23 protein-coding genes are annotated in these 24465 nt (G+C 63.9%); 7 read left to right on the top strand and 16 right to left on the bottom strand.

The window, feature by feature from the left end; translation table 11 throughout:
- Position 1: 1 nt before the first annotated feature.
- A complete protein-coding gene (locus tag AC2T4A_RS04920; RefSeq protein ID WP_416744169.1) occupies positions 2-487 on the bottom strand; it encodes an LEA/WHy family protein in 486 nt (161 codons plus the stop codon).
- 17 nt (positions 488-504) lie between these two features.
- Positions 505-1812, bottom strand: coding sequence for a PQQ-dependent sugar dehydrogenase (locus AC2T4A_RS04915; RefSeq protein WP_486742842.1), 1308 nt, complete (start codon positions 1810-1812; stop codon positions 505-507).
- 338 nt (positions 1813-2150) lie between these two features.
- Here AC2T4A_RS04915 and AC2T4A_RS04910 point away from each other — a divergent pair, with 338 nt between their 5' ends.
- Both AC2T4A_RS04910 and AC2T4A_RS04905 read left to right on the top strand, forming a co-directional pair.
- Positions 2151-3875, top strand: coding sequence for a Na/Pi cotransporter family protein (locus tag AC2T4A_RS04910; protein WP_486742841.1), 1725 nt, complete (start codon positions 2151-2153; stop codon positions 3873-3875).
- 98 nt (positions 3876-3973) lie between these two features.
- The gene (locus AC2T4A_RS04905; RefSeq protein ID WP_416744165.1) at positions 3974-5008 is read left to right on the top strand and encodes an AraC family transcriptional regulator; all 1035 of its coding nucleotides are present in this window, start codon (positions 3974-3976) and stop codon (positions 5006-5008) included.
- A gap of 83 nt (positions 5009-5091) precedes the next feature.
- On the opposite strand, the gene AC2T4A_RS04900 is transcribed toward AC2T4A_RS04905, so the two are convergent.
- Complete coding sequence (locus AC2T4A_RS04900) at positions 5092-6048, bottom strand: NAD-dependent epimerase/dehydratase family protein (protein ID WP_486742840.1); 957 nt, start codon at positions 6046-6048, stop codon at positions 5092-5094.
- 207 nt (positions 6049-6255) lie between these two features.
- Between AC2T4A_RS04900 and AC2T4A_RS04895 the strand changes: the two genes are divergently transcribed.
- A complete protein-coding gene (locus tag AC2T4A_RS04895) occupies positions 6256-7629 on the top strand; it encodes a M16 family metallopeptidase (protein WP_486742839.1) in 1374 nt (457 codons plus the stop codon).
- Positions 7630-7654: 25 nt separating this feature from the next.
- On the opposite strand, the gene AC2T4A_RS04890 is transcribed toward AC2T4A_RS04895, so the two are convergent.
- Positions 7655-8206, bottom strand: coding sequence for a GNAT family N-acetyltransferase (locus AC2T4A_RS04890; RefSeq protein WP_416744161.1), 552 nt, complete (start codon positions 8204-8206; stop codon positions 7655-7657).
- A gap of 124 nt (positions 8207-8330) precedes the next feature.
- Positions 8331-9620: an MFS transporter gene (gene tcuC, locus AC2T4A_RS04885; RefSeq protein WP_478376947.1), complete on the bottom strand. Its 1290-nt coding sequence runs from the start codon at positions 9618-9620 to the stop codon at positions 8331-8333.
- A 427-nt stretch (positions 9621-10047) separates the two neighbouring features.
- Between tcuC and AC2T4A_RS04880 the strand changes: the two genes are divergently transcribed.
- Positions 10048-10704 carry a serine protease gene (locus AC2T4A_RS04880; RefSeq protein WP_486742838.1) on the top strand — a complete coding sequence of 219 codons (657 nt, stop codon included), beginning with the start codon at positions 10048-10050 and terminating at the stop codon, positions 10702-10704.
- On the opposite strand, the gene AC2T4A_RS04875 is transcribed toward AC2T4A_RS04880, so the two are convergent.
- Both AC2T4A_RS04875 and gltP read right to left on the bottom strand, forming a co-directional pair.
- Positions 10686-11915, bottom strand: a complete 1230-nt coding sequence (locus AC2T4A_RS04875) for a nucleoside recognition domain-containing protein (protein ID WP_416744156.1) — start codon at positions 11913-11915, stop codon at positions 10686-10688. The genes AC2T4A_RS04880 and AC2T4A_RS04875 overlap by 19 nt on opposite strands.
- Before the next feature lie 107 nt (positions 11916-12022).
- On the bottom strand, positions 12023-13372 hold the full coding sequence (gene gltP, locus AC2T4A_RS04870; RefSeq protein WP_054907601.1) for a glutamate/aspartate:proton symporter GltP: 1350 nt from the start codon (positions 13370-13372) through the stop codon (positions 12023-12025).
- Positions 13373-14055: 683 nt separating this feature from the next.
- Here gltP and AC2T4A_RS04865 point away from each other — a divergent pair.
- Complete coding sequence (locus tag AC2T4A_RS04865) at positions 14056-14715, top strand: DUF3313 domain-containing protein (protein ID WP_416744154.1); 660 nt, start codon at positions 14056-14058, stop codon at positions 14713-14715.
- Positions 14716-14935: 220 nt separating this feature from the next.
- Here AC2T4A_RS04865 and AC2T4A_RS04860 read toward each other — a convergent pair whose 3' ends face one another.
- From AC2T4A_RS04860 to AC2T4A_RS04840, 5 genes are all read right to left on the bottom strand, one after another.
- Positions 14936-15406, bottom strand: coding sequence for an inhibitor of vertebrate lysozyme family protein (locus tag AC2T4A_RS04860; protein ID WP_486742837.1), 471 nt, complete (start codon positions 15404-15406; stop codon positions 14936-14938).
- A 40-nt stretch (positions 15407-15446) separates the two neighbouring features.
- Entirely contained in the window at positions 15447-15608 is a 162-nt protein-coding gene (locus AC2T4A_RS04855) for a DUF1328 domain-containing protein (protein WP_017518828.1), read from the bottom strand.
- Positions 15609-15766: 158 nt separating this feature from the next.
- Positions 15767-16084, bottom strand: a complete 318-nt coding sequence (locus AC2T4A_RS04850) for a hypothetical protein (protein ID WP_486742836.1) — start codon at positions 16082-16084, stop codon at positions 15767-15769.
- Positions 16085-16362: 278 nt separating this feature from the next.
- A complete protein-coding gene (locus AC2T4A_RS04845; RefSeq protein ID WP_416744150.1) occupies positions 16363-16797 on the bottom strand; it encodes a ferritin-like domain-containing protein in 435 nt (144 codons plus the stop codon).
- 32 nt (positions 16798-16829) lie between these two features.
- Positions 16830-17684, bottom strand: coding sequence for a BON domain-containing protein (locus AC2T4A_RS04840; protein ID WP_478376945.1), 855 nt, complete (start codon positions 17682-17684; stop codon positions 16830-16832).
- Positions 17685-17914: 230 nt separating this feature from the next.
- Between AC2T4A_RS04840 and algB the strand changes: the two genes are divergently transcribed.
- Positions 17915-19261, top strand: coding sequence for a sigma-54-dependent response regulator transcription factor AlgB (algB, locus tag AC2T4A_RS04835; protein ID WP_416744148.1), 1347 nt, complete (start codon positions 17915-17917; stop codon positions 19259-19261).
- A gap of 2 nt (positions 19262-19263) precedes the next feature.
- The gene (locus AC2T4A_RS04830; RefSeq protein WP_416744388.1) at positions 19264-21051 is read left to right on the top strand and encodes a KinB sensor domain-containing domain; all 1788 of its coding nucleotides are present in this window, start codon (positions 19264-19266) and stop codon (positions 21049-21051) included.
- On the opposite strand, the gene AC2T4A_RS04825 is transcribed toward AC2T4A_RS04830, so the two are convergent.
- The 4 genes from AC2T4A_RS04825 to AC2T4A_RS04810 all read right to left on the bottom strand — a co-directional run bounded on the left by AC2T4A_RS04825 (position 21048) and on the right by AC2T4A_RS04810 (position 24455).
- Positions 21048-21830, bottom strand: a complete 783-nt coding sequence (locus tag AC2T4A_RS04825) for an N-acetylmuramoyl-L-alanine amidase (RefSeq protein ID WP_416744147.1) — start codon at positions 21828-21830, stop codon at positions 21048-21050. The genes AC2T4A_RS04830 and AC2T4A_RS04825 overlap by 4 nt on opposite strands.
- 22 nt (positions 21831-21852) lie before the next feature.
- Positions 21853-22440, bottom strand: coding sequence for a MarC family protein (locus AC2T4A_RS04820; RefSeq protein WP_017518835.1), 588 nt, complete (start codon positions 22438-22440; stop codon positions 21853-21855).
- Positions 22441-22550: 110 nt separating this feature from the next.
- Positions 22551-23918: a bifunctional UDP-N-acetylglucosamine diphosphorylase/glucosamine-1-phosphate N-acetyltransferase GlmU gene (glmU, locus tag AC2T4A_RS04815; protein WP_416744146.1), complete on the bottom strand. Its 1368-nt coding sequence runs from the start codon at positions 23916-23918 to the stop codon at positions 22551-22553.
- Between the two features lie 111 nt (positions 23919-24029).
- Positions 24030-24455, bottom strand: coding sequence for a F0F1 ATP synthase subunit epsilon (locus AC2T4A_RS04810; RefSeq protein WP_254469679.1), 426 nt, complete (start codon positions 24453-24455; stop codon positions 24030-24032).
- Between the last annotated feature and the right edge of the window lie 10 nt (positions 24456-24465).

Here is a 24465-nt window from a genome sequence, read left to right as displayed (position 1 = left end):
TTCACAGCGGATTGCTTGGACGTGCCACCGGCTCAGGCCAATTCAGCACGCCCTTGTCGTTGAAGCGCACCGTACCGAACAGACCGCCGGCCAGCTTGCCGTTGATCTCGTAGGGCATGCCTTGGCGCGGCGGCCCGCCCGACAGGCCCCAGGCCTGGCGAAAGGCAGAGAACGCCGAGATGCTCACCGGCACACTGATCACCGCTTCTCCGAAGCGCGGCACTTGCCCGCTGGCATCGCTCACGCCGCTGGCCAACGGCTGGCCGTTCACCGACAAATCCAGGGCGATACCGTTGTAGTCGATGGCCTGGTCATTGGGGTTCTGCACCCGCAGCTTGACCGTGAAACGCGCTTCCATGCCCTGGCCGCTCGCCGGTTCCAGGCCGACCAGATCGATGCGCAAGGGGTCGCGTGTGCCGAACAGGCTGCTGCAGGCGCCCAGCGCCAGCAGCAGGGTCATCAGGGCAATACGCCGGGCAATCGCCATGCTCTCTCCTTATCGGTTCACTTCAGGGTAGCCGGGCGCAGCCGCCACACCGTGTTCCCCACATCGTCGGCCACCAACAGGCCGCCGAACTTGTCCACAGCGACGCCCACCGGCCGCCCCATGGCCTCGTCCTTGTCGTTGACGAAGCCGTCCAGCACCGTCACCGGCTGGCCGTTGGGCTTGCCACTGCCAAAGGGGATGAATACCACCTGGTAGCCGCTGCGTGGTTGACGGTTCCACGAGCCATGCTGGCCGATGAACACCCCGCCACGATAGCGCTCCGGCAGCAGGCTGCCCTGATAGAAGGCAAGGCCGAGGGAGGCGGTGTGCGCGCCGAGGGCATAGTCCGGCACCAGAGCCTTCTCCACCATGTCCGGACGCGGCGGCTCGACGCGCTTATCCACATGCTGGCCGAAGTAACTCCAGGGCCAGCCGTAGAAGCCGCCGTCCTTCACCGAGGTCATGTAGTCGGGCACCAGGTCGTTGCCCAGTTCGTCACGCTCGTTCACCGCCGTCCACAGGGCGCCGCTGTTGGGTTCCCAGTCGAGGCCATTGGGGTTGCGCAGGCCGGAGGCGAACACCCGCACGTTGCGAGTGGACAGGTCGATCTGCAGGATCGCCGCGCGATTCTTCTCGGCGTCCAGGCCGTTCTCACCGACATTGCTGTTGGAGCCCACGGTGGCGTAGAGGTAGCGGCCATCCGGGCTGGCGAGGATGTTCTTGGTCCAGTGATGGTTGATCGGTCCGCCCGGCAGGTCGACGACCTTCTCGGCCTTGGCGCTGATCGTCGTCTCACCGGTCTTGTAGGGGAAACGCACCACCGCGTCGGCATTGGCGACGTACAGCCAGTTATCCACAAGGGCCATGCCGAAGGGCGAGAACAAGCCTTCGAGCAGCACGCTGCGCTGCTCCGGCACGCCGTCGCCGTCGGCATCGCGCAGCAGGGTGATGCGGTTGGCGCTGGGCACCGATGCCCCAGCCTTGGCCATGACCTTGCCGGCAACCCAGTCCTTCAGTCCACCGGACTCTTCCTTGGGCGGCGCCGAGCTTTCCGCCACCAGCACGTCGCCATTGGGCAGCACGTAGAGCCAGCGCGGGTGTTCGAGCTTGTCGGCGAAGCGCTGCACTTCCAGGCCTTCGGCCGCACGCGGCATCTGCTCGGCGGGCCAGCCGGTGGCATTGGCGATGTTAACGGTAGGCAGCAGGCTGCTCTGGGGTTCCGGCAGTTGTGGTTGCGGTCCGGTGCCGGCGGTGAACGGCAGGGCGGACTTGTCACCGCAACCGGCCACGGCCAGTGCGATCACGAGGGGGAACGACCAACGCATGGGACTACTCCTCGGCCTTGGGTGAGTTTCTTTCAGCAAATGGACGGCAGTCTAGACATTACCGCCCGCCATTCCGTGCGAATTAACCGATGCAAAGGCGCTCGCATCTGCTTTTGATCGGCTTTACTGACAGACAGGATTCTCGGCAAATCAGCGATTTGGCGAACCCTCAAGGAAGAACGAGGGTCTACCATGACAGTCTTGTGACAATCGCCTGAGTGTTGCCGTGTCCTTCTCGGCCCTCCGCGCTGTCTGTACGGAGCCGCGGGCGAGGTCGTTACAGGGTCCGTAGACGGACGCACCGCTTGCGGGCCCGCTTGAATGCGAGGGGGCCCGACATGCTCAAACTGCTCGATCTGCTCTCTGCCGTCGCCCTGTTGGTGTGGGGCACACATATCGTCCGCACCGGCATCCTCAGGGTCTACGGCAGCAACCTGCGAAAAATCCTCAGCCGCAGCGTGGAAAAACGCCCGCTGGCCTTCGCCGCCGGTATCGGCGTCACTGCCTTGGTGCAGAGCAGCAACGCCACGGCGCTGCTGGCAACTTCCTTCGTCGCCACCGGGCTGATGGCCCTGGCGCCGGCGCTGGCGATCATGCTCGGCGCGGACGTCGGCACGGCACTGATGGCGCGGGTGCTGACCCTGGACCTGTCATGGCTGTCGCCGCTGCTGATCTTCTTCGGGGTGGTGTTCTTCCTCAGCCGGCAGAAGTCGCGCCTGGGCCAACTCGGGCGGGTGTTCATCGGCCTGGGGCTGATCATCCTGGCGCTGCAGCTGATCGTTGCGGCGGCAGAGCCGATGACCCAGGCCAAGGGCGTGAAGGTGCTGTTCTCCAGCCTGACTGGCGACGTGATGCTGGACGCCCTGACCGGCGCGCTGTTCGCGATGATTTCCTATTCCAGCCTCGCCGCCGTGCTGCTCACCGCGACGCTGGCGGCGTCCAAGGTGATCTCGCTGAAGGTGGCGCTGTGCCTGGTGATCGGCGCCAACCTGGGCAGCGGTATTCTGGCGATGATCAGCGCTTCCTCGCAGAACGCCGCCGGCCGCCGCGTGGCGTTGGGCAGCCTGTTGTTCAAGGTGGCCGGCTGCGCCCTGGTGCTACCACTGGTGGGACCGCTGGCCGACTGGATCGACCACTGGCAGTTCAGCACCGCCGAACTGGTGATTGCCTTCCACGTGCTCTACAACACTACCCGCTGTCTCGCTTGCCTGCCGCTGACCGGGCAGATGGCGGCGTTCTGCACGCGCATCATGCCCGACCGCCATTCGCCCGAAGACATCGTGCGCCCGCGCCACCTCGACCCGGCAGCGCTGGATACGCCCAGCCTGGCGCTGGTCAACGCCGTGCGCGAAACCCTGCGCATGGGCGATATCGTCGAGCAGATGCTGAACAACCTGATGCAGGTTATCCACAGCGGCGATCCGCTGCTGGGCAAGGAGATCCGCAAGCAGGACGACGATGTCGATGCCCTCTACACCGCCATCAAGCTGTACCTGGCGCGCATGCCCCGCGAGGACCTGAGCGAAGCCGACAGCCGCCGCTGGGCGGAGATCATCGAGCTGGCGATCAACCTCGAGCAGGCCGGCGACATCATCGAACACATGCTCGGCGCCGTGCAGGACAAGAAGACCTCGCGCAGCCGCTCCTTCTCCGACAACGGCCTTGAAGAGATCACCGTGCTCCACGGACAACTGGTGGCCAACCTGCGCCTCTCGCTGTCGGTGTTCCTCAATGGCGACCAGGAAGGCGCCAAGCGCCTGCGCCGCGCCAAGCAGCGCTTCCGCCTGCAAGAGCGGCGCTTCGCCCATTCCCACGTCGATCGCCTGCGCCAGCAGGTGGTACAGAGCATCGAGACCAGCTCACTGCACCTGGACCTGATCAGCGACATGAAGCGCTTGAACTCGCTGTTCTGCGCCATCGCCTATGCTGTTCTGGACAACCCGGACGCCAGCGGTTCGGTAATCGGGGAGCCTGTGGAAGACGAAGACTTCGTCGAGCGCGAAGTCGAGGCCGTACAGGATCCCCAGCGGCCGGCCTCCCCCGGCTCCAGCGCGACGGGTTGATGGCCAGGGGGCCTGAGCGATGGTTCCGTCGGAACCTTCGCCAGCCCCTACAAAGTCCTGATATCACGACGCCCAGGGTTCGGGCAGAATCCGCCGCCATGGAAGCATGCACTCAATCTCAACGTCCTCCCTCGGTCAGCGCCAGCCTGACCCAGGCCATCCTGCTGGCGGCTGTGCGTCTCGGTCTGAACCGCGACGCGCTGCTCGCCGCCAGCGGCATTCAGGAATCCCAGCTCAGCGACCCGGACGCGCGCATCGACTTCGCGTTGCAGGAGCGCATGTGGGCAGCGATCCAGTCCGACCTGAAGCAAGACGAGCCTGGCCTGGCCATGGGGCGGGCGCTGTCGCCGGCGTCCTTCAGCGCGCTGGGCTATCTGCTGCAGTCGAGCACCACGATGGGTGATGCCCTCGAATCGGCGATGCGCTATCAACGCCTGGTGGGCGAAGGTGGCCAGGTGGCCATCGAGGCGCAAGCCGAGATCATCTGGGTGAGTTACCGCCCGCTGCACCCGGAACCACCGGCCACCCGCGCCCGTGCGCTGGCACTGCTGGCGTTCTGGGCGCGGCAGCTGCGCGCACTGCTTGCTGGCCTGCAACTGGCCGGTTGCCGCTTCATGCACAGCCAGCCGGCGAACCTCGCGGACTACGAAAAGGCCTTCGATTGCCCTCTGCAATTCGACGCAATGGACTACGCCCTGGGCCTACCTCGCGCGCTCATCGACGCGCCGCTGCCGCAGGCCAACCCGCCACTACGCGACCTGCTGCGCCAGCACGCCGAGGGCCTGCTCGCCCGTCTGCCCAGCGCCAGCATCAGCGGCCGCGTGGTGGCCATGCTCGGCGAACAACTGACCCGCGGCGAACCTGGCCGCGCCGCAGTAGCCAGCGAGCTGGGCCTGAGTGAACGCACGCTGCAACGCCGGCTGGCGGAAGAAGGCAGCAGTTATCAACAGTTGCTGGCCGATACGCGCCGACAACTGGCGGAACGCTACCTGGGTGAAGGCAACCTGCCGGCCACGGATATTGCCGCCCTGCTCGGCTATTCCGAGCCCAGCGTATTCTTCCGCGCCTTCCGCCACTGGACAGGGCTGACGCCGGGCGAGTACCGCCAACGGAGGCGTCAGGCGGGAAGCTAGCGGACACATCAAGGCACCAGCCGCAGAAGGCGCCTCACAAGCTTTTCAACAGACTTGTCTACAGGTTTTCCACAAACTGGACGTCAGCCGTTCGGCCCGCGCGCGGCCAAATAGGCGAGGAAAGCCTCGCGGCTGGAATAGCGCGGTTCGTAGCCGAACTCCTCCTTCAGCCGGCGGTTGTCCAGCACCGGCCGGTAGCGCAGGTAGTCCACCTGCTCGGGTCCGAAACGCGACAGGCCGAGCGGCTTGAGCAGCCCCAGGCTTACGCGCATCAGGCTTGCCGGCATGGGCCGGTAGGGTTTGTTGAGCAGGGCGGCGATCTCGCGCAAGGACAGGGCTCCATCACCGGCGAGGTTGTAGATGCCCTCGCTGCCGCGCTCCAGCCCCTGGCGAATCACGTTCACTACATCCTGGTCCCAGATGAACACGAAGCGGCTGCGGTGCCCCAGCACTCCCACCAGGGTGGGCCGGGCGAAGAGTTCGGCCAGCGGGTTATGCACACGCCGCCCGAGAATGGTGCCGGGACGCAGGATCAATTGCTTGAGCTGTGGATAACGTTCCCGCGCGTTGGCCAGCAACTGCTCGATCTCCTGCTTGCAGCGGGCATGCAGCAGGTGCGGATGGCCGCGCAGCGGATGCGATTCATCGATCCACTCGGCGTTGTCGCGGTGAAAGCCATAAGCGGCGCCGGAGCTGGTGACGATCAGTTGCTGTACCCCGGTATCGCGCGCCGCCTCGATCAGTGCACGGGTACCGCCGACCTCGATGACATGCCGTTTTTGCGCAGTCATCTCCCGCGGCGGGTTGACCACGGCGGCCAGGTGCACGATTGCATCGGGTTTCCAGTGTTCCACGCAGGCCCGCGTGTGGGCGGCCACACTGAGGTCGAGGGTTACCGGCTCGATGTTCGGTCGCAGGCCCTGGGACTTGATCCGCTGCGTATCGGCGGCAATGAGTGTCCAGTCCAGATGCTGGACGGCAAGCTCATTGAGCAGGCTCTGACCGAGAAATCCTGCGGCGCCGGTAATCAGGACACGCATGTAGCCTCCAGATCGCTCCGGGTGGAACGAACAACGGGTCCATCAGTGAGGGTAGATGATCTGAGCGTAGTGTCGTGGTCCGGCAGCGGCAGTGACCTTGCAGGCCAGAGGCCATGACCGAAGATGCCACCCGACAAAGGTTGAACACGGTGGGTTCGCGCCGGTCATTCCGCTATCCTCTGGGCTTTGCGTTCAGGCACACCGCTCATGCGTTGGTTGTTCGTCCCCCTGTTGTCCCTGCTGCTGAGCACCTGGTCCCATGCGGACCAGCGACAGACGGTCGAGGCCTATCAGTTGGAGAACGGCATGGGCGTGCTGTTCAAGCCCACCCGCGAGAAGGGCCATGTGTCGATCCGCCTGATCGTCGGTGTCGGCTTCAGCGATTTCAGTTGCCGCGACCGGCAGCTTCCGCACCTGATGGAACATCTGTTCTTCAGCGGCCTGGACGGCGGTGACGAGGCGGATCTCGAGGCGCGCATGCAGGCCCTGGGCGGCCAGTGGAACGCCTACACCAGCGAGGGCGACACCGCCTTCGTTGTCGAGTCCCCTGCCGCCACCCAGCGCCAGGTGCTGGATCTGCTGCTGGAAATCATCACTCGCACTCAGCTCGACCAGCGCAAGATCGACTCCGCTAAACAGGTGCTGGTGCGCGAGGACGGCGGCCACTATTCGCACCTGCAGCGCTGGCTGGACCACCAGAACGTCAGCCGCGCCGGGCAGGAACAACTGGCCGTGGAGCTTGGCCTGGCCTGTGCTGAACGCGCGCCTGTGGATAACCTTACCCAGGCCCAGTTGGAGCAGCTGCGCAAGGACTGGTACGTCCCCAGCAACATGACCCTGATCATCGTCGGCGACCTCGACCCTCGCCTGCCGGTCTACCTGGGCCGCACCTACGGCGCACTGGTCGACCACGACACACCGGAGCGCCGCGACCTGCCGCAGATGAAGAGCACCGCCGAGCGCCAGCGCAACCTGACCACCGGGTTGTTCGGCGAAAGCGCGGTGCTGCATTGGATCTTCCCGGAGCCGGCGGACGCCGACGGCGCCACCCTGGACCTGTTGCAGGCGTACCTGAACGATGCGCTCTATACCGAGCTGCGCGTGCGCCGCGAACTGTCCTACGGGCCCTGGAGCGAGCGCGCCGCCTGGGCCAACCAGGGCTTCATCAGCCTCAATGCGGATGTGGAACGTGACGAGCAAGGCGCGACGCAGAAGGCGCTGCGCGAACTGGTGGACAACATCCGCCACGACGGCCTCGACCCACAGCGCTTCGCCCGCATCCAGCGGGTGACGCGTGCACAGCTGGCCTGGAGCACACCGGGCAACTCAACGCTGGCGGACTACTACTGGGGCGCGCTGGGGGACTTTGACGACGGCAAATTCCCCGACGAGGACAAACGCCTGGCGAAGGTCAGCCTGGCCCACGCCGACGAGGTGGCGAAGCAGCTGTTCAAGGACGAGGGTTATCTGCGCATCGAGAAACCACTGCTGGATGACGACATGGTCTATCCGCTGGCGGCACTGGGCGCCTTGATGCTGGCGGTACTACTGGGGCTGGCGCTGTGGCGCCGGCGGGACTGAATCCCCGCCGGAGCAGCTTCAGGCTTCAGAGCGCAAGGCGACGGATGACCTGGCAGGAGTCGTCCGGGTCGACCTGGGCGCGGAAGCCCAGTTCGCGCGCCATGTCTCGCATGTCGCGGTCCATGGAGGAGTCGATCGAATACATCTGGTGGAAGCCGTTGCGCTTGGCCACGTCGATCAGGTGGCGCATCAGCGCGAGACCCAGGCCCAGCTGCTTGAAGTCGTCGGCGACGGTCACCGCACATTCGCACTGCTGGTTATCCACAGCCGCGTAACGGCTGATGCCGACTTCGCGCAGCTCCCCGTCCACATGGGTCAGGGCAATGAAGGCCATGGTGGTCTGGTAGTCCACGTCCATCAGGCGATCGAGCAATTGGTCGTCGATCTTCACTTCGCCGTGGAAGCGGAACTTGCGGGTCATGGGGGACAGGCGCTCGAGGAACAGGCGCTCGCGCTCACGGTCTTCCGCGCGCAACGGGCGGATCAGCACGTGGCTGCCGTCGTCGAGGGTTTCTATCCAGTGATCTGCGCCGACAGCCCCGAGGGCTGCGAGCTCGGCTGTGGTGTGGGTGATCATGACGCGTTCTCCGCTGGCGAAGAGGGATTGGGTTGACCCTATCCTTCTCCTGCCGGTGCCGGGCAGGCCTGACCCAAGTCAATGCCGCCCGGAACCGTGCTGGGGCAGAACGTCGCAGCCGGTCTCAGGCGCTGGCGGCCAGAGCGCCGGCACGAACACGGGCGCCCTTGCGGAACAGCACCAGGGTGGCGAGCAGGCCGAGGGCCGCCGCGCCGCTGAGCCAGATGCCCGGGGCTGCCTTGTTGTCCAGGGTGTGGATAAGCCAGGTACAGACCGCGGGGGTAAAGCCACCGAAGGTCGCGGTCGCCAGGCTGTAGGCCAGGGAGAAACCGGTGGTGCGTACGTCCGCCGGCATGACTTCGGTGAGTGCAACGACCATGGCGCCGTTATAGCTGCCATAGAGGAACGACAGCCACAACTCCACTTCCAGCAGGCGGGCAAAGCTCGGCTCGGCCACCAGCCAGGACAGCATCGGATAGGCCGTGACCAGCGCCAGCACGGTGGCGGCCAGCAGCAGCGGCTTACGCCCGATGCGGTCAGATACGGCGCCCATCAGCGGCAGCCAGATGAAGTTGGAGAGGCCCACGCACATGGTCACCAGCAGGCTGTCGAAGTCCGACAGGTGCAGTTCGTTCTTGCCGAAGGTGGGGGTGTAGGCGGTGATCAGGTAGAAGGACACGGTGGTCATCACCACCATGGCGGTGCCGGCCAGCACCAGGCCGAAGTTCTGACCGATGGAGCGCAGCACCTGGCTTAGGGTCGGACGATGCTTGCGCTGCTGGAACTCGGGAGTTTCCTCCAGCGAGCGGCGGATGATGAACAGCGCCGGGACGATCAGGCAGCCGACGAAGAAGGGCACGCGCCAACCCCACTCGCCCATGTCCTGCGGGCTAAGCCAGTGGTTGAGGATTACGCCCAGCAGCCCGGCGAAGACCACCGCGACCTGTTGGCTCGCCGACTGCCAGCTGACGAAGAAGCCGCGCTTTCCGGGGGTCGCAATCTCCGCGAGGTAGACCGACACACCGCCCAGCTCCACGCCGGCGGAGAAGCCCTGCAGCAGGCGGCCGAAGAGCACCAGCAAGGGTGCCGCGACGCCCAGCGTGGCGTAACCGGGCACGAAGGCAATCAGAAGCGTGCCCATGGCCATCAGGCCGAGGGTGATGATCAGTCCCTGGCGGCGGCCGTGACGATCGATATAGGCACCGAGGAAGATGGCCCCCAACGGGCGCATCAGGAAGCCGGCACCAAAGGTCGCCAGCGACAGCATCAGGGAGGCGAAGGGGTCGTCGCCGGGGAAGAAGGTCTTGGCAATGGCGGTGGCATAGAAGCCATACACCATGAAGTCATACATCTCGAGGAAGTTGCCACTCACCACACGGAAGACGGCTTTGGCTTTGGAGTTGTTCGAGGCCATAAGAACATCGCTCAGGGCTGATACACGGGGGACTTCCCGGCGGGAAATCGATGATCCCCATCCGTGGCAGGCAGGCTCTGGATGGGCGACTTATTTGTAACCCTATGTGTAAAAGCCTCGGCTCGACAATCAGAAAATGGCTCAAGGGCCCATATTTACTGGAATTGAAAGCTTGGCGAAAGCTTCGAGACCGCTCATCGGAAAACCATCTTCTGCGATTAAATTCTCATTCCAGATGATCCCTGGTACTGATCGTTGAAACTCGTTGACTCCTCTATAAATTAACTTCCTACAGATTAATTTGTAGGAAACCTTCATTAATGACGATACTTATTAAATAAATGGCGCAAGTAAGAATCTTATATTTATATAGGAATTTTCCATAGTTAATAGTTAGCTTTTCCCACAAATAAGGGAGAGCTTTCGTATGAAAAATCTATGGGGAATTCTGCTAGTGCCTTTCCTGGCCGGCTGCAACGGCTGGGTCTCACCGGAGACTGACGACGATCTGACGGACCGCTACTTCACCGTCCTCTCCGGCCCGCCGATTCCCGGCTTCATCGTCGCCTCGGCGGTGCAATGGAATGCCGACTACGCCGTGACTGCCGCCCACACACCCTTTCTGCGTCACCAGGCCTACCGCTGCAGTACCGGCTGTGACTTGCTGTTCATTGCCCACAAGGCCGACGGCGCCTTGCCGCAATGGCGTCAGTTCCGCGCGGGCGAAGCCGTCACGGCACTGGGCAGCAGCTCGCTGCTGATTCCCATGAGCGCCCGTGGCAAGGTCTGGCCCGTGCCCTTCGTCGATAACGGCTCCGCCAACGGTGAGCGCTACGCCGTGCACGATGCAGCGATTGCCAAGGGGATGTCCGGCGGGCCGCTGATCGCCGGCGACGGCAGCGTGCTGGGGATCAACATCGGCTACCAGGCGGGCTTCACCCCACCGGTGGACCGACCCGAGTTGGCCGGCATGTCACGCCTGAGCGTGTTCGTGCCCTACAGCGTGATCCAGCGCGAATGGCTGCTGTTCCAGGCGCAGTCGGCGCGCAAGACCACTCGCGCTCTTCAGGCGAAGAACCAGTAGCAGACGCCGATGGACGCCAGCACGCCGGACAGGTCCGCCAGCAGCGCGCAGCCCACGGCATGGCGGGCGCGCTGGATGCCGACGGCGCCGAAGTACACGGCAAGCACGTAGAAGGTGGTCTCGGTACTGCCCTGCACCGTGGCAGCCACCAGGGCCGGGAAGCTGTCCACGCCGTGGGATTGCATGGTTTCCAGCAGCATCGCGCGCGCGGCACTGCCGGAGAACGGCTTGACCAGCGCGGTGGGCAGCGCGTCGACGAAGCGGGTGTCCCAGCCCACGCCTTCGACCACCCAGCGGATGCCATCCAGCGCCATCTCCAGCGCACCGGAGGCACGCAGTACGCCCACCGCGCAGAGCATTGCCACCAGGTAAGGCAGCAGGCTCTTGGCGACGTCGAAGCCTTCTTTAGCGCCTTCGACGAAGGTTTCGTACACCGGCACCTTCTTCAGCCAGCCGACGACAAGGAACAGCATGATGATGCCGAACAGCGTGAGATTGCCCAGCAGCGAGGACAGCTGCGCCAGCGCGGTGGCGGACAGCCCCGCCAGCAGTGCCATGAAAGCACCCAGCGCCAGCGCTCCGGGAATCAGGTAGGCCAGCACCACCGGGTCCCACAGGCGCAGGCGCTGCATCACCGCCACGCTGAGCAGGCCGACCAGAGTCGATGCGCTGGTCGCCAGCAGGATCGGCAGGAACACCAGGGTCGGGTCTACCGCGCCCTGCTGGGCGCGGTACATGAAAATGGTCACCGGCAACAGGGTCAGCGACGAGGCGTTGAGCACCAGGAAGAGGATCTGCGCGTTGCTTGCGGTGGTGCTACTGGGATTGAGCTCCTGCAGCGCCTTCATGGCCTTCAGGCCGATGGGCGTGGCGGCGTTGTCCAGACCCAGGCCGTTAGCGGCGAAGTTGAGGGTGATCAGGCCGATGGCGGGATGGCCGGCGGGCACTTCCGGCATCAGGCGGCGGAACAGCGGTCCGAGCAATACGGCGAGCTTCTCCACCAGGCCGGCCTTTTCAGCGATGCGCAGGAAGCCCAGCCACAGGGTCAGGGTGCCGAACAGCAGCACCATGACCTCCACCGACAGCTTGGCCATGGCGAACAGGCTTTCCACCATGGCGGCGAACACGGTGGCCTCGCCCCCCAGCAGCCAGCGGGAAAGCGCGGTGACCGCCGCGACGATGAAAAAGCCCAGCCACAGGCCGTTGAGCATGCGATGTCCCCCTTGGAATGGCCGCGATGATAGCGGCACGGGCGCCCCCGGCGCCAGAAACGACAAGGCCCCGGACTAAGCGGGGCCTTGTGGATAACCTTTGCGGGTCAGTGAGCGGCGGGGCTTTCCTTGCCGTCCGCACTCTCGCCTTCGAGGAAAGCTTCGACGCGGCCATTCTGCATAGCCTGCCAGTAGCGGGCGCCCTTCTGCGCGTCGTACACACCTTCCCACTTGGAGATCACCAGGACCGCAAGGGCGTTGCCGATCACGTTCAGCGCGGTGCGCGCCATGTCCATGATGCGGTCGACACCGGCGATGAAGGCCAGGCCTTCCAGCGGAATGCCCACGCTGCCCAGGGTCGCCAGCAGCACCACGAAGGAAACGCCCGGCACACCGGCGATACCCTTGGAGGTGACCATCAGGGTCAGCACCAGCATCAGTTGCTGGCCGATGGACAGGTCGATGCCATAGAGCTGGGCGATGAAGATCGCCGCGATGCTCTGGTACAGGGTCGAGCCATCAAGGTTGAACGAGTAGCCGGTGGGTACCACGAAGCTGCTCACGGCCTTCGGCGCACCGTAGGCTTCCATCTTCTCGATGATGCGCGGCAGCACTGTCTCGGAGCTGGCAGTGGAATACGCCAGGACCAGCTCGTCCTTGAAGATGCGCATCAGCTTGATGATGGAGAAGCCGAACAGGCGCGCAGCCAGGCCCAGCACCATGAAGGCGAAGAAGGCGATGGCGAAGTACACCAGCACAACCAGCTTGGCCAGTGGCAGCAGCGAGGCGAAGCCGAAGTTGGCGACCGTCACCGCGATCAGCGCGAACACGCCGATGGGGGCGTAGCGCATGATCATGTGGGTGACGCGGAACATGGCCTCGGCCACACCCTGGAACATCTTCACCAGCGGCTCGCGGGTCGGCGCCGGCAGCGAGGACAGGCCCAGGCCGAACATCACCGAGAAGAAGATGATCGGCAGCATCTCGCCACGGGCCATGGCCGCGAAGATGTTCGACGGGATCAGGTTGAGGATGGTCTCGATGAACGCGTGGTGGTGTTCGACTTCCTTGGCGGTCTGCGCGTACTGGGAGATATCCACAGTGCCCAGGGTGCTCATGTCGATGCCGGCGCCGGGCTGGAAGATGTTCGCCAGCAGCAGGCCGACCACGATGGCGACCGTGGTGATGATTTCGAAGTAGATGATGGTCTTCAGACCGATTCGTCCGAGCTTCTTCGCATCACCCATGCCGGCAATACCGACGATGAGCGATGAAATCACGATCGGTACGACGATCATCTTGATCAGGCGGATGAAGATGTCGCCCGCCGGCTGGAGGATATTGCTGATCCACCAGGCCTTTTCCGCGCTGAAATGGTTGAGCGCGGCGCCCAGTGCAATTCCGAGTACCAGGCCGATGAGGATCTGCCAGGCGAGGCTGAGCTTGGCTTTGCCCATAGTGAGTCACCCTTGATTCTTGTGGAAGTCGGGGTTCGCCGGATCACCGGGATGCCGATGCCTGCGAAAAAAGGGGCGCATGATTCCGACCCTCCCCTTCTCCGTCTAATGCCGGAAATGCCTACCCCATGCACAATCGGCATAGGAAAAGGCATCTGAAACCTTGGTTCCAGGTCGTAAGACCCTTGCTTTTCTGCATGACACAGGCTCCTCAAAGCCTGCCACGCAGCACTCTTCAAAGCCGTCTAGGCTTGGTGCAAATCGGCCATCAATGGCCCGGATTGATCGGTCAGCAAGCTTCGGACGCTCGGGTCGCGGCTTGTTGTTACCGGATGTACGGTCGCCGTCGGGAGACCGTCACGGATGGCCGGAGGGCGGGGAAATGGCCCAACGGCTGCAGGGCTGGCAGGAATGCGGGCGCTCTTGTGGATAAGTCGCCGGATTCCGCTCTTCATTGTTGCGGTGGCCGCTTCCCGGGTGGATTGGGGTAAATCGACTGACGGGAATCGGCGAGTGATTGTAAGGCGTTTCCACAACACTCTGAATTGACTGACATCAGTGAAGTTCGACCGGCTTCGAGCGAGCGTGCGGATACCCTGCGGCCGCCGCGACAGCCGGGTTGGCAACGGGTTGTTCAATGTGGTGAAAGCACAACGCGGTGACACTCTGAATAAGGAAGCTCTATGACGCGACGCTACGTAGTACCCACTCTGCTCTTCGCCGGCGCCCTGGCACTGGCCGGCTGCTCCAGCCAGAAACCGGACGCCTCGCAGTACTCGGGCTTTCTCGGCGACTACTCGCAACTCAAGCCCGCCACCTCCCCCAGTGGCCAGCCGGTGCTGCGCTGGGTAGACCCGAACCTGAAGCTTACGAACTACAGCTCGGTGCTGGTGGAACGCCCGGTCTATTACCCGCCGCCCAAGCCGAATGAGAACATCGACCAGACGACCCTCAACGAAATCCCCGACTACCTGAAGAAGCAGGTCGAGCTGCAACTGGGCAGCCGCTACCGCATCGTCCAGCAGGCTGATCGCGACACCCTGGTGCTGCGCACCGCGATCACCGGGGTGAACATCTCCACCGAGGGGCTGAAGGCCTACGAAGTAATCCCGATTGCTCTTGTGGTGGCGGCAACGACCACGGCCATCGGCACCCGTGACCAGGACACCGAGGTCTATGTGGAGTTCGAGGCGCTGGATGGTGCGACCAGCAAACCGGTCGCCAAGGTGGTGCGCAAGGGCGCGGGCAACACGCTGGAGAACACCAGCACTCACCTCACCCTGACGGATCTGAAACCGGTGCTCGATGGCTGGGCGCGGGACGCGGCCAACTTCAAGCCCTGATCTCGCAAGCCCTGACCCTATAAAGAAATGTGGCGCTCCGGAGCCGGCGCGGATTTCCCACGCCGGTTCCGAAGGCCTTGCCTGACCCGGCCCGCCTCAGCGGAGGTACCCCCTGTACCCCTGGGTCGTTCCGGACATGGCGCATCCCGAACATCCCGGCCCCCTGGCCCTGCGTACGCCTTCTGGGTACGCGAATCTCTGAACCTGTCTGCTGGTACGGTCAGTACCAGTTCGGATCACTCTTGAGCTGGTCGTCGAGGATCCGTTTCATCGAATCGTCCGGCTCGCCGAGCCAGCGGAAACTCGCGTGCTTGCTCGGCGACTTGTCCGCCGGAAGGTTCTCCGGAACCTTCACGTACAGCGCGTAGGCCTTGTCCTTGTCCCAGGTGAAGGCCACGTAGAGCCGTTGGGCAGCGCAGTTGTGCTGCTCGCACAACTGCCCGACCAGGTATTTGTCTCCCTGCTCATCGACCGCCTGCATCGGCGTCGCGGTACCGCTTAGGTTCATCACCCAGTCCGGCAGGCGGCTTTCATCCTTGACCACCGATTGCCAGGTTTCGCGGTACTGCTGGTCGCTGGCGATCAGCTCATTGAGACGGTACTGCGCGTCCTTGTCCGCCTCGGCGGCCAGGGCATTCGCCCCGGCGCCGGCGAGCAGAAGGGACAGCAGGAGGTTGCGGGTAAAGCTCATCGGTTCGCTCCTTGCTCGACTTCAGCCTGTTCCATGGACATCACCCTCGACGACGCCCCATGAAGAACGACACGATGAACAGCACCAGGAAAATCACGAACAGGATCTTGGCGATACTGGTAGCGGCGCCGGCGATACCACCGAAGCCCAGGACCGCGGCGATGATGGCGATGATCAGGAATGTCAGTGCCCAGCTAAGCATGGGGTCTCTCCTCTTCTCGTTGTCGAATCGGTACCACTTCGGGTACCTGCTCCGGAGCCACATGGCAGCCTCCGGAAGGGGTTTCCGCCCGGGCGCTTCCGGGCACTGCGGACCTGGCGGGCAGACCAGCGGCCTACCGGCGATTCAATGAATGTCCATCAGAACACCCAGCCGCCCTGAGTGCGGGCCATCGGCTGGACCTGAGCCTGGGTTTGCGCCTGGGGAGCCTGCAGAGCCTCAGCCGGGTTGCGGGCCGGAGCAGCCTGTGGATAACGCGAAGCTTCGCGGTACAGGCCGGGCGCGCTGGAGGAGCTAGGGACGTAAGCGACCGGAGCGCCGGCAGCCTGGACATGGGAGACCTGCATCTGCAGCTGCACCTGGTTGATCAGCAGCAGCAGGAGCGCGCCGGCAAAGAAGATCCGGCTCCACACATCAATACGCGCAACTTGCACTTGGCTGTTGGTTCCGCTGTTCATCCCGTTTCTCCTGCCCGTCGTCGCTCTGTCTGTTGCACCTTGAGGCCTTTCCTCGGGCCTCCGGGCTCTCGTCGCCGCGGGTGGTTTTGTTGACTGTCTTGCAGTGGGAATTGCACGCCGCATGCCAGTCTTTGAGATCAATTTTTTCCTTTTTAAATCAATAACTTAAATAAAGAACTCAGGTCCCTTTTCACCGCATCCTGCACGATGGGCCGGGATGCGTCGTGCGTTTTGCAATCCCGGCTAACGGACGCCTCCCTGCGCCCGTGTGAACTGGGTCACTTCAGCGAATGTTTCAGCTCGCTCATCTGGTCGTGACAGGCGCGCACCTTCGGCAGCTCAGCGCGCAGCAGCGCCTGGGTTTCCGGTGTGCCGTTCTGCAGCGCGTCCTCGAAGGCGTGGAGAATGCGGTCCTCGGTCTCCTCCAGCTGGGCGACGTAGGTGGCGCTTTCGTCGCTGGCCAGGGTGGCGCGCGTATCGGCATACACCTGGCGCAGCTTGCCCAGCAAAGTGCCGCCGGTGGCGGGGTCCTCATGGTTGGCCGCGACCTTGCCGGCCAGGGCGTTAATCACGTCGGTCTTGGCCTGCGCCATGGACTGAAACAGCCGCTGCAGCCGGGCATCCTTCACTTCCTGGATGGCGTGCTGGTAGAAACGCTGGCCGTCGCGGGTGATCTCGATGAGTTCATTGAGCTGACTAGTCGTGCGGGTCATGACAGTTCTCCTGGGAAGAATGGGTGGAAGAGTCAGGCAGCCTGGCCGGCCACCTTCAGCGCGGCGGCGTCCACCTCACGCACACCACGGGTCTTGCGAGCGGAATCAATCAATTGCTGGCGCTCGTCGGCGCTGGGCACCTGGCCACTGAGGGTCACCACGCCGTCACGAGTGGACACGCCGATGGAGAGCCCCTGCAGCGCATGGGCGGAGAGAATGCCTGCCTTGATCTGGCTGGTGATCCAGGCGTCGCTGACGGCGGCCTGGGCATCGCCGACGGACTTCTCGAATGTCTGGGTGGAGGCGGCGTCGGGGTCGACCTTCAGGCGGTTATCCACAGCGCTGACACCTTCGGTCTGCGCTGCGAGGTGCGCAGCCTGCTGGCTGGCTTCCTCGCTGATCACGCTGCCCTCGAGAGTGACGGCACCGGACTTGCTGCTAACCTTGATGTCCAGGCCTTCGCCGCGCTTTTCCAGCAACAGCTTGGACTTCACCTTGGCCGCCAGCGTGGCGTCGTCCCAGCGCTGGACCACGCCTTCGTCCTTCGCGGTGCCAGGCTTTTGCCCGTCAGCCAACGACGCATCCACGCCCAACTGGTTATCCACAGCACTGATACCTTCGACACTGCCGGCGATCTGCCCGGCCAGCGCCTTCTGTTCTTCGCTGGCCACCGCGCCGGTCAGCTGCGCGCGGCCGTTTTCCACATCCACCTTGATCGCGTATGGCTTGAGTTCGCGATTGAGGTTGATGGCCGTCCAGATCGAACCCTCCTGGCGCGCTTCAGCCAGTTGTGCGCTCAGCCCGGCCTCGGCGGCATGGCTGGCCATTGGCTGCAGAGCAAGCAGAGCAGAACTCAGGGCGAAGGCAAGGATCTTCGGATTGGGCATGGCGGTCTCCGTCAAACGATGGTGCGAAATAGGATTCGCAAGCGCCGTGCCAGTGCGTTTTTGTGGATAAAATTCTTGTAATTCAATGTGTTGGGATGTCTGTAGATAACCCCAGACTGTGCACCCTGCCCGAAGTACCAGAAAGATTCTTGCAACTTGCACGAAAAACCCTGGACTAAGAAAAATCGCACCCTTTACAACAACGAATCACACAACGAGGAAATCGCTGAATGGACGCAACGCCTGAACAGCAAGGCCGGATCCTGCTGGTCGATGACGAGTCCGCCATCCTGCGCTCGTTCCGCTATTGCCTGGAGGACGAGGGCTACAGCGTGGCCACCGCCAGCAGTGCTCAACAGGCTGAGAACCTGCTGCAGCGCCAGGTGTTCGACCTGTGCTTCCTCGACCTGCGCCTGGGCGATGACAACGGCCTGGACGTGCTGGCGCAGATGCGCGTACAGGCGCCGTGGATGCGCGTGGTGATAGTCACCGCGCATTCGGCAGTCGACACCGCCGTGGATGCCATGCAGGCCGGTGCCGCCGACTACCTGGTGAAACCCTGCAGCCCCGACCAGTTGCGCCTGGCCGCTGCCAAGCAATTGGAAGTGCGCCAGCTCACCGCACGCATCGAGGCGCTGGAAGGCGAGATGCGTAAGCAAGGCGATGTACTGGAATCCCACAGCCCGGCCATGGCCGCCGTGCTGGAGACGGCCCGCCAGGTGGCTGCGACTGACGCCAACATCCTCATCCTCGGCGAGTCCGGCTCGGGTAAGGGAGAGCTGGCGCGGGCAATCCATGGCTGGAGCAAGAGGGCGAAGAAATCCTGCGTCACCATCAACTGCCCATCGCTGTCTGCCGAACTGATGGAAAGCGAGCTGTTCGGCCACAGCCGTGGCGCCTTCACCGGCGCCACCGAGAACACCCTCGGACGTATCAGCCAGGCCGATGGTGGCACGCTGTTCCTCGACGAGATCGGCGATTTTCCCCTCATACTTCAACCAAAATTGCTGCGTTTCATCCAGGACAAGGAGTACGAGCGCATTGGCGACCCGGTAACCCGCAACGCCGACGTGCGCATCCTCGCCGCCACCAACCGCGACCTTGCTGGCATGGTTGCCCAAGGCACTTTCCGCGAGGACCTGCTCTACCGGCTGAACGTCATCGTGTTGAATCTGCCACCGTTGCGCGAACGCGCTGAGGACATCATCGGCCTGGCCGAACGCTTCCTCGCCCGATTCGTGAAGGACTACGGCCGACCGGCGCGCGGTTTTACCGAGGAGGCCCGTGCGTTGCTGCGACGCTACAGCTGGCCTGGCAACGTCCGCGAGCTGCGCAACGTGATCGAACGAGCGAGCATCATCTGCAATCTTGAACTGATTGGCGTAGAACAGCTGGCAATCGGCGGACAGACCACCAGCTCCGCGCCACGCATTGGCGAGGCGATGAGCCTGGAAGAACTGGAGAAAGCCCATATCGCCGCCGTCATGGCCTCCAGCACGACTCTTGACCAGGCGGCCAAGACCCTGGGGATCGACGCTTCGACGCTCTATCGCAAGCGCAAGCAGTACAGCCTGTGAACCTGCCAATCCCGATGACGCTGCGGACGAGGCTGTTCCTCAGCATTTCCGCACTCATCACGGTGGCCCTGCTGGGGCTGCTCCTGGGCCTGTTCAGCGTGGTGCTGACCGGCCGTGAGCAGGCCCAGCTGATCCAGCGAAACTTCGACGCCATCGAGGTCAGCCAGCGCCTGCGCCAGGCACTGGGAGACGAGTTGGTGCAGGTTCTCAGCGCCCGGCCTAGCCCCGAGTCACTGGAACGGGCCAGGACGCACTTTGCCCAGGCGCTGGAGCAGGGGCGGGCCATGGCGCGCACCAGTGGCGAACGCCAGGCCATGGCCGAAATCGCCGATGCCCACCGCCTATTCGTCGAGGCAACTGACACGCCCGGCCCGGGGCGCCCGGAACTGCTGGAGGACAGCGACCTCAGCCGCACCCTCGACGTCCTGCGCAACCGACTGCTGGCGCTACACCAGGGGGCGATGCAGAACATCAGCGCCGACGAGCGCTCGGCCCGCGACCGCACCTTACTGGTCAGCGGCCTGCTCGGATTGATCGGCATAGCCATCCTGGTCGTCGGTTTCATCACGGCCCACAGCATCGCCCGCCGCTTCGGCGCGCCCATCGAGATACTGGCAAAGGCCGCGGACAAAATCGGCCAGGGCGAATTCGACGTCACTCTGCCGGTTTCCGGTGTCGCCGAGATGTCTTCGCTGAGCCGTCGCTTCGGCCTGATGGCGGAGGCCCTGCGCCTGTATCGCGCCAGCAATACCGAGGCGCTTGGCTCTGGCCGCAAGCGTCTGCTGGCAGTGCTCGACAGCATCGACGACGGGCTGGTGATCCTCGACCGCCACGGTCGCATCGAACACGCCAACCCCGTCGCCACTCGACAGCTGTTTTCCCACAGCGATCCCCAGGGGCAGGAGTTGGGCGGTCTGCTCAGCAATCCGGCGCTGACCCAGGCGGTGCAACGGGTGCTGAGCGGCAACCTGCTGGATGAAACCCCACAGGACCTGGTGGTGGAAGTGGGCGGCGAAAGCCGGCTGCTGACCTGGGGTATATCGCCGGTCAGCCATGATGATGGGCGCAATATTGGCGCGGTGATGGTAGTGCGCGACGTCACCGAACAGCGCGCCTTCGAGCGTGTGCGCAATGACTTCGTCCTGCGCGCCTCCCACGAGCTACGCACACCCATGACCGGCATGCACATGGCCTTCGGCCTGCTGGCCGAACGGCTGAAATTCCCCGAGGAATCCCGCGAGCGCGACCTGGTCCGCACTGTGGATGAGGAGATGCACCGACTGGTAAGGCTGATCAACGATCTACTGAATTTCTCTCGCTACCAGAGCGGCACCCAGAAACTGGAGCTGCAGTTGTGCGATGTGGGCGAACTACTGCGACAGGCGCACCAACGCTTTGCCGATCCCGCCGCACAGAAGCGCATCGAGCTGGACCTGGAAGTCGCCGAGGGTCTGCCGCCGATCAACATCGACCGTATGCAGATCGAGCGCGTGCTGGATAACCTGGTCGGCAACGCGCTGCGCCATACCCCGGAAGGCGGCACCATTCGCCTGCAAGCGCGTTGCCAGGAAGAACGCGTAGCGATTGCCGTGGAAGACAGCGGCGACGGGATTCCATTGAGCCAGCAAGGACGGATCTTCGAACCCTTCGTGCAGGTAGGCCGCAAGAAAGGCGGCGTCGGGCTCGGCCTGGCGCTGTGCCGGGAAATCGTGCAGCTGCATGGCGGCCGCATCGCCCTGCGTTCGCAGCAAGGTAAAGGCTCGCGCTTCTACCTGCTGCTGCCGGTTTAGGAGGTCGGAACCGCCAGCAGCAACGCGGCGGTTTCCAGGTCCGGCTCGCCGTCGAAGCGCTCCGGGCGGAAGCGCATCTGGAACGCCGCGATCACGTTGCGGGTTTCCTCATTCATCACCCCATCGAGCGGCACCGCATAACCGTGGCGTGCCAGCTGCTGCTGGAACCAGACCGGAGCCGGCAGCTCGCCGTTCAGCTCGGCTAGACGACGTGCCAGCTCGCCCGGCTTCGGCCAGGGGATCAGGCCGGCTTCGGCGAGCTTCTTCCAGGGGAACAGAGGGCCCGGATCGACTTTGCGCTGGGGGGCGATGTCGCTATGGCCGAGGATGTGTTCCGGGGTGATGCCCTGGCGCTGGGTGATGTCTCGCAGCAGCGCGATCAGTGCGTCGATCTGCGCATCCGGGTAGGGATACCAGATCTTGCCACTGGGCGTGTCGCGGTAGCCGGGGTTCACCAGTTCGATGCCGATGGAAGTGGAGTTCAACCACGTCCTGCCTTGCCATTCGCTGGCGCCGGCATGCCAGGCTCGGCGGTTCTCGTCCACCAGTTGGTAGATGGTCGCCGGGTTGTCGCCGATCAGATAGTGCGCGCTCACCTCGCCATGGGTCAGCAGCGCCAGCGAGCGCGGCAGGTCGGCCGAGGTGTAGTGGACGATGACGTACTGGATGCGGCTGTCCTGGTTCTTCGACACATGCTCGCGATTGATCTGCAACCCCTTGTCGGCGCAGCCGGCGAGCAGGGTGGTGAGGAGCGCGAAGGTCAGGACACGCAAGGTCATGGCAGTTCTCAAGGAGACGGCATCAGGCGGCGATGTGCAGGAAGCTGCGCACGTTCTGCAGGAGCATGTTCACGCTGAGCATGATCAGCAGCATGCCGGCCAGGCGTTCCACGGCCATCAGCCCGCGCGGGCCGAGGAAGCGCTGGAGGAACGCCGCCTGCATCAGGATGAAGGCCGTCGCCGCCCAGGCCAGGATCACCGCCAGGTAAAGCTCCCATAAGGGACCAGTGTAGGTGCTGCGCAGGGTGATCAGCATCGCCAAGGCGGAAGGCCCTGCCACCGCTGGCGTGGCCAGCGGCACGAACAGTGGCTCATTGTCCGGCATATCGCCCAGCACGCCCTGGGGCGTGGGGAATATCAGGCGCATCGCCACCACGAAGAGAATGATGCCGCCGGCAATACCGGTGGCTTCCTTGGATAAGCCAAGCCCGGTGAGGATGTGCTCGCCCAAGGTGAGGAACAACAGCAGCAGGCCCAGTGCGAACAGCAGCTCGCGCAGCGCGACCTTCAGACGACGTTCAGCGGGGACGGACTTGAGGGCGGCGAGGAACACCGCGATGTTGCCGAACGGGTCGGTGATCAGAAAGATCAGGATGGCGACGCCAAGCATGACCGGGAAAACTCCAGCAGGAACGAGCCACGTGGCGGTGGCCTGTGAATAACAGAAGAGGCGCCCCACCCTGTGGATAAAAAATTACCCACAGGGCAGCGGCCTGTGAATCAGGATTTCTTGATCTTTTCCGGGCGCTTCCAGCCTTCGATCACCCGCTGCTTGGCACGACCGACGCCGAGAGTGCCGGCAGGAACCTCGGCGGTGATGGTGGAGCCCGCGCCAGTCGTGGCGCCGGCACCGATATCCACAGGAGCCACCAGCGAGTTGTTGGAACCGATGAAGACATCTTCACCGATGGTGGTGCGCCACTTGTTCGCGCCATCGTAGTTGCAGGTGATAGTGCCGGCGCCGATGTTGGTGCGCGCACCGACTTCACTGTCGCCCAGGTAAGTCAGGTGGCCGACCTTCACACCGTCCTGCAGGTGCGCATTCTTCAGCTCGACAAAGTTACCCACATGCACCTTGCGCTCCAGCACGCTACCCGGACGCAGGCGGGCGAATGGGCCGACATCACTGTCGGGGCCGACGTGGGCGCCTTCCAGGTGCGAGTTGGCCTTGATGATGGCGCCGCGACGCAGGGTACTGTCCTTGATGTAGCAGTTCGGGCCGATCTGTACGTCGTCCTCGATCTCTACCTGGCCTTCGAGGATGACGTTGATGTCGATGCTCACATCGCGACCGACACTGACTTCGCCACGCACGTCAAAGCGAGCCGGATCGATCAGGGTCACGCCCTGGGCCATCAGGCGACGTGCCACACGCAGCTGGAAGAAGCGCTCCAGCTCGGAGAGCTGCAGGCGATCGTTGGCGCCCTGGGTCTCCATCGCCACCTGGGGTTGGGCGGTGGCCACGCGCAGGCCGTCGCCGACTGCCATGGCAATCACGTCGGTGAGGTAATACTCGCCCTGGGCGTTGGAATTGGACAGACGCGACAGCCAGCCCAGCAGGCGCTCGCGTGGCGCGGCGAGGATGCCGGTGTTGCCTTCGCGGATGGCGCGCTGCTCGGCGGTAGCATCCTTCTGCTCGACGATGGCCTGAACCTCGCCATTGCTGCCACGGATGATGCGGCCATAGCCAGTGGGATCGTCCAGTTCCACGGTCAGCAGCGCCAGTTGCTCTGCCGTGGCCTGGGCCATCAGGCGCTCCAGGGTCGGCTGCTCGATCAGCGGCACATCGCCGTAGAGGATCAGCACGCTGTCTGCACTCAGGAACGGGGCGGCCTGCGCCACGGCGTGGCCGGTGCCCAGCTGCTGTTCCTGGATCACGAAATTCAGGTCATCCGCCTGCAGGCGCTCGCGCACCAGGTCGGCACCATGGCCAATCACCACGTGGATGCGCGAGGGGCCAAGGCCACGGGCAGTGTCGATCACATGGGCAAGCATCGGTTTGCCAGCAACCGGGTGCAGGACTTTCGGCAGGGCCGAGCGCATGCGGGTGCCTTGGCCGGCGGCAAGAATGACGATTTCGAGAGACATGGGTGGGAGACCGTCCTGGTGAGCGGGATTACCCGCGAGTGGAAAAAGAAAAAGGGTAGCCAAGGCTACCCTTTTCCTATTTGACGCTGAAGTCCCGAAGGACTTCGCGGCTTAGCCGCCGAACTTCTTGCGAACCTGCTGGACCGTGCGCAGTTGCGCTGCGGCTTCGGCCAGGCGGGCTGCGGCGGAGCTGTAGTCGAACTCTGCACCTTTACCTTGCAGAGCCTTCTCAGCTTCCTTCAGTGCGGTCTGGGCAGCCGCTTCGTCGAGGTCACCTGCACGAATCACGGTGTCGGCGAGAACCTTGACCATGTTCGGCTGTACTTCGAGGAAGCCGCCGGAGATGTAGTACACCTCCTGCTCGCCACCCTGCTTCACCAGGCGGATCGGACCCGGCTTGAGCTCGGTGATCAGCGGCGCGTGGCCCGGAGCGATACCCAGATCGCCCAGCGAGCCGTGCGCTACGACCAGCTCAACCAGACCGGAGAAAATCTCCGCTTCGGCGCTGACGATGTCGCAGTGGACAGTAATAGCCATACCCTTGCCT

It is taken from the genome of Pseudomonas sp. PVC-3-1 (assembly GCF_057444315.1).
Note: the sequence above shows the minus strand (reverse complement) of the source record. Positions and strands in the feature narration are given on the sequence as shown.

What these genes read in the sequence shown, in the direction of transcription:
- AC2T4A_RS04905 (WP_416744165.1), top strand. Translation starts at nt 3,974, where the DNA reads ATGGAAGCATGCACTCAATCTCAACGTCCTCCCTCGGTCAGCGCCAGC.
- AC2T4A_RS04875 (WP_416744156.1), bottom strand. Translation starts at nt 11,915, where the DNA reads ATGCTCAACGGCCTGTGGCTGGGCTTTTTCATCGTCGCGGCGGTCACC.
- AC2T4A_RS04810 (WP_254469679.1), bottom strand. Translation starts at nt 24,455, where the DNA reads ATGGCTATTACTGTCCACTGCGACATCGTCAGCGCCGAAGCGGAGATT.
- AC2T4A_RS04820 (WP_017518835.1), bottom strand. Translation starts at nt 22,440, where the DNA reads ATGCTTGGCGTCGCCATCCTGATCTTTCTGATCACCGACCCGTTCGGC.
- AC2T4A_RS04890 (WP_416744161.1), bottom strand. Translation starts at nt 8,206, where the DNA reads ATGATCACCCACACCACAGCCGAGCTCGCAGCCCTCGGGGCTGTCGGC.
- AC2T4A_RS04900 (WP_486742840.1), bottom strand. Translation starts at nt 6,048, where the DNA reads ATGCGTGTCCTGATTACCGGCGCCGCAGGATTTCTCGGTCAGAGCCTG.
- tcuC (WP_478376947.1), bottom strand. Translation starts at nt 9,620, where the DNA reads ATGGCCTCGAACAACTCCAAAGCCAAAGCCGTCTTCCGTGTGGTGAGT.
- AC2T4A_RS04915 (WP_486742842.1), bottom strand. Translation starts at nt 1,812, where the DNA reads ATGCGTTGGTCGTTCCCCCTCGTGATCGCACTGGCCGTGGCCGGTTGC.
- AC2T4A_RS04910 (WP_486742841.1), top strand. Translation starts at nt 2,151, where the DNA reads ATGCTCAAACTGCTCGATCTGCTCTCTGCCGTCGCCCTGTTGGTGTGG.
- AC2T4A_RS04855 (WP_017518828.1), bottom strand. Translation starts at nt 15,608, where the DNA reads ATGCTTAGCTGGGCACTGACATTCCTGATCATCGCCATCATCGCCGCG.
- AC2T4A_RS04825 (WP_416744147.1), bottom strand. Translation starts at nt 21,830, where the DNA reads ATGACCTTGCGTGTCCTGACCTTCGCGCTCCTCACCACCCTGCTCGCC.
- algB (WP_416744148.1), top strand. Translation starts at nt 17,915, where the DNA reads ATGGACGCAACGCCTGAACAGCAAGGCCGGATCCTGCTGGTCGATGAC.
- AC2T4A_RS04850 (WP_486742836.1), bottom strand. Translation starts at nt 16,084, where the DNA reads ATGAACAGCGGAACCAACAGCCAAGTGCAAGTTGCGCGTATTGATGTG.
- AC2T4A_RS04845 (WP_416744150.1), bottom strand. Translation starts at nt 16,797, where the DNA reads ATGACCCGCACGACTAGTCAGCTCAATGAACTCATCGAGATCACCCGC.
- AC2T4A_RS04895 (WP_486742839.1), top strand. Translation starts at nt 6,256, where the DNA reads ATGCGTTGGTTGTTCGTCCCCCTGTTGTCCCTGCTGCTGAGCACCTGG.
- AC2T4A_RS04880 (WP_486742838.1), top strand. Translation starts at nt 10,048, where the DNA reads ATGAAAAATCTATGGGGAATTCTGCTAGTGCCTTTCCTGGCCGGCTGC.
- AC2T4A_RS04840 (WP_478376945.1), bottom strand. Translation starts at nt 17,684, where the DNA reads ATGCCCAATCCGAAGATCCTTGCCTTCGCCCTGAGTTCTGCTCTGCTT.
- glmU (WP_416744146.1), bottom strand. Translation starts at nt 23,918, where the DNA reads ATGTCTCTCGAAATCGTCATTCTTGCCGCCGGCCAAGGCACCCGCATG.
- AC2T4A_RS04920 (WP_416744169.1), bottom strand. Translation starts at nt 487, where the DNA reads ATGGCGATTGCCCGGCGTATTGCCCTGATGACCCTGCTGCTGGCGCTG.
- gltP (WP_054907601.1), bottom strand. Translation starts at nt 13,372, where the DNA reads ATGGGCAAAGCCAAGCTCAGCCTCGCCTGGCAGATCCTCATCGGCCTG.
- AC2T4A_RS04865 (WP_416744154.1), top strand. Translation starts at nt 14,056, where the DNA reads ATGACGCGACGCTACGTAGTACCCACTCTGCTCTTCGCCGGCGCCCTG.
- AC2T4A_RS04860 (WP_486742837.1), bottom strand. Translation starts at nt 15,406, where the DNA reads ATGAGCTTTACCCGCAACCTCCTGCTGTCCCTTCTGCTCGCCGGCGCC.